The following is a 3048-nucleotide window of genomic DNA, read 5'->3' on the forward strand; positions in this document are numbered from 1 at the left end:
AGCGCAAAGATGCGCAGCGACGGCTGCGGCCGAACCGCCGGAGGAGCCGCCGGGCACGAGTTGCTGGTTGGAGCCTGCGGCGCGCCAGGGATTGATCACCGGGCCGTAATAGGATGTTTCATTCGACGAGCCCATGGCGAATTCGTCCATGTTGAGCTTGCCGAGCATGACGGCGCCGTCATCCCAGAGGTTCTGCGTGACGGTCGATTCATAACGCGGCTCGAAACCATCGAGAATGTGGCTGCAGGCCTGGGTGTGAACGCCGACGGTGGCAAAGAGATCCTTGATGCCGAGCGGAATGCCTTCGAGTTCGCCTGCCTTGCCGGTGGCGATGCGCTGGTCGGAGTTCTTCGCCATGACGCGGGCGAGATCCGGCGTGACCTTTATATAGGCGTTCAGCCGGCCATTGGCCGCATCGATCGCCGAGATATAGGCTTCGGTCAGCTCGATCGCGGTGATTTCCTTGGCGCGCAGCTTCTGGCGGGCTTCGGCAATGGTCAGGCTGGTGAGTTCGCTCATCGTGTTTTCGCTTCAGATCTGGAAATTGCAACAGGGTCGGAAAGAGGCTTCGAAGCCTTATTCGACGACTTTCGGCACCAGGAAAAAATTGTGGTCGGTGACGGGCGCATTGGCGACGATATCGGCTGCCTTGCTGCCGTCGGTCACCTCATCGGTCCGCTTCTTCATCGCCATCGGGGTCACCGAGGTCATCGCCTCGACGCCGTCGACATTAACTTCGGAGAGTTGCTCGACGAAGCCAAGGATGCCGTTCAGCTCGCCGACCATGCGATTTGCCTCGTCCTCGGAGACGGCAATACGGGCAAGGCGGGCGACGCGCTTCACGGTGGCAAGATCGACGGACATGGCATTCTCCGGATAGGATTTTTCCTACCGCTATAAAGGCCATGTCCGCCGTGTGCAACGGGGTTTCGTCAGATCGACAGGCTCTCGGAAGGCTTGATCGCCCTCACATCCGTCTGCGATCCCTCCATGCCGGCAATGAATTTTTCGGCCGTCTGATCGATGATCGGGAAGGTGCCGTAATGGCAGGGGATCGCGGTCTTGAAGTTGAAATAGCGCCGGCAGGCGAGTGCAGCCACCGCGCCGCCCATGGTGAAGCGGTCGCCGACCGGCACGAAGCCGATATCGGGCTGGTGCAATTCGTTGATCAGCGCCATGTCGGAGAAGATATCGGTATCGCCCATGGCAAGGATCGAGGCTTCGTCGTCGAAATGCAGCATCAGGCCATTGGCGTTGCCGAGCGCATGCGAGACGCCGTCCTCAGTGATCTGGGCGGAGGAGTGCAGTGCATTGGTGAAGGTCGCCGAGAAACTGCCGAGCGCGATCGTGCCGCCGGTATTGCCCATCTCGATCTTGTCGACGCCCTTGGAGCCGAGCCAAGCGGCGAGATCGGCATTGGCGAGAACGACGGCGCCGGTCTCCTTGGCGAGTGCCACGGTATCGCCGACATGATCGCCATGGCCATGCGTCAACAGGATGTGCGTGATGCCTGCGGAAACATCCTTGATATCCTGGCCGGAAAAGGAGGCGTTGTAGCTGAGGAATGGGTCGAGCAGGATCTTCGCCTTGGATGTCTCGATGCGGAAGGCGGAATGGCCGAGCCAGGTGATCTTCATGAAATGTCTCCTTTATTACGTGATGCAAAGCCGGTTTCGATGCCACATCAAAGAATGAGGACATGATGTCGTCCGAAAACCGCTCACACTTTTCGGCGTCATGCCCTAAGGACATATCTTATGCGGCCGCAAAGAAAAGCGGCGGCGACTTCAATTTGTTTTGACGGGATGAAACGGCGATGACGGTGCTGACAATCGAGGAAATGGCCGAGACGCTAGCCCCGCGACAGGCAATTGCCGGCCTCGATCTCGGCACCAAGACGATCGGGCTTTCGATGTCCGATCTCGGGCGGCGTTTCGCCACGCCGCGCACGGTGATCCGCCGCGTCAAGTTCACCATCGATGCCCAGGCGCTATTGGACTTCGCGGCAGCGGAAAAGGTCGCAGGCTTTATCATCGGCCTGCCGATGAACATGGATGGATCAGCAGGTCCGCGCGTGCAGGCAACGCGCGCCTTCGTGCGCAATATGGAGCAGAAGACGGCGCTGCCTTTCGTCTATTGGGATGAGCGGCTTTCGACGGTCGCCGCCGAACGGACGCTGCTCGAAATGGACGTCTCGCGCGCCAAGCGGGCCGAACGGATCGATTCGGCCGCCGCAAGCTTCATCCTTCAGGGCGCGCTCGACAGGCTTTCCTTGCTGGCAAGGTCTGATGGAGATGAATTCAGCGCCTGACGCGCCTTCCACCAGGCGATGATCGACTTTCGCTTCCGCAGGCCAAGGATGGCGAAAACGACGAGGCTGTCCACCGCGATCGCGCGGGCAACGAGCGGCGGGATGGTCTCCGGCGGAATGCCGAGCGCCTTGCCGTAAAGCTCGAAGGTCAGGTCATGAACCTGCCGCGTGAACATGAAGATGCCGAAACTCATGTCGTAATAGGAGAGCCAATACCATCCGCCCAGAAAGACGATGGGGCCGGCCCAGAAGATCAGAAACCACTTCATGCGGCCTCTCCTCCATGCTTGCGCGCCACGGGCAGATCGAGAGAGACCAACCAGGTCGACAATGCCATAATGCAAAGCACCAGCGTCGGAATTGCGATATCCAGCGCCAGGACTGCGAAAAACATCATCGCCGTCACCAGAAACGCGGCTTTAGCGATCTTGGTTGCCATGGGCGTCAACTCGGGGCTCTACTCATACATCTCTGCTCACCGCCACACTGTCGGCTTAACCAGCCCTGCGCAATGTAAACCATTTGTTAGGGTTAACGCAGGCCCGCCCCCCTGTGGATGAGTAGATCTCAGCCGTAGACGCCGCGCACGATGCGCTTCAGCGCCGTCGCCGCCTTCTCCCAGTCCTTTGATGTCTTCAGCGACAGGCCGGCGCACTGCCCGCCGGCTGCGGCGGCCAGCACGAGGTGCTGGATCGCAGCGATGATGACGGCGTTGACCGCTGCTGCATCCACGCCCT

The 3048-nt window shown here is 60.1% G+C and carries 6 protein-coding genes and 1 pseudogene; 1 reads left to right on the forward strand and 6 read right to left on the reverse strand.

Annotation, left to right across the window (positions count from 1 at the left end; all coding sequences use genetic code 11):
• The 3 genes from MOV76_RS38750 to MOV76_RS38760 all read right to left on the reverse strand — a co-directional run.
• Positions 1 to 519 (reverse strand): amidase (locus MOV76_RS38750; RefSeq protein WP_247266554.1); only part of this gene is annotated, 519 nt, incomplete at its 3' end.
• A gap of 57 nt (positions 520 to 576) precedes the next feature.
• The gene (gene gatC, locus MOV76_RS38755) at positions 577 to 864 is read right to left on the reverse strand and encodes an Asp-tRNA(Asn)/Glu-tRNA(Gln) amidotransferase subunit GatC (protein WP_003558942.1); all 288 of its coding nucleotides are present in this window, start codon (positions 862 to 864) and stop codon (positions 577 to 579) included.
• A 68-nt stretch (positions 865 to 932) separates the two neighbouring features.
• A complete protein-coding gene (locus MOV76_RS38760; RefSeq protein ID WP_018241822.1) occupies positions 933 to 1637 on the reverse strand; it encodes a metal-dependent hydrolase in 705 nt (234 codons plus the stop codon).
• A 179-nt stretch (positions 1638 to 1816) separates the two neighbouring features.
• Between MOV76_RS38760 and ruvX the strand changes: the two genes are divergently transcribed.
• Complete coding sequence (gene ruvX / locus MOV76_RS38765; RefSeq protein WP_047622261.1) at positions 1817 to 2311, forward strand: Holliday junction resolvase RuvX; 495 nt, start codon at positions 1817 to 1819, stop codon at positions 2309 to 2311.
• Here the strand turns inward: ruvX and MOV76_RS38770 are convergent.
• The 3 genes and pseudogenes from MOV76_RS38770 to MOV76_RS38780 form a co-directional block, all read right to left on the reverse strand.
• Positions 2248 to 2580: a DUF6105 family protein gene (locus MOV76_RS38770; RefSeq protein WP_018445606.1), complete on the reverse strand. Its 333-nt coding sequence runs from the start codon at positions 2578 to 2580 to the stop codon at positions 2248 to 2250. The two genes, ruvX and MOV76_RS38770, sit on opposite strands and share 64 nt — an antisense overlap.
• Positions 2577 to 2750 (reverse strand): hypothetical protein, encoded by a 174-nt coding sequence (locus MOV76_RS38775; RefSeq protein WP_018445607.1) that lies wholly within the window; start codon positions 2748 to 2750, stop codon positions 2577 to 2579. Before MOV76_RS38775 ends, MOV76_RS38770 begins: the two co-directional genes overlap by 4 nt.
• Before the next feature lie 128 nt (positions 2751 to 2878).
• Positions 2879 to 3048 (reverse strand): annotated as a pseudogene (locus MOV76_RS38780) (TetR/AcrR family transcriptional regulator); the annotation flags it as partial.

The sequence above is a fragment of the Rhizobium sp. PRIMUS64 genome (genome assembly GCF_023006465.1).
GTDB lineage: Bacteria > Pseudomonadota > Alphaproteobacteria > Rhizobiales > Rhizobiaceae > Rhizobium > Rhizobium leguminosarum.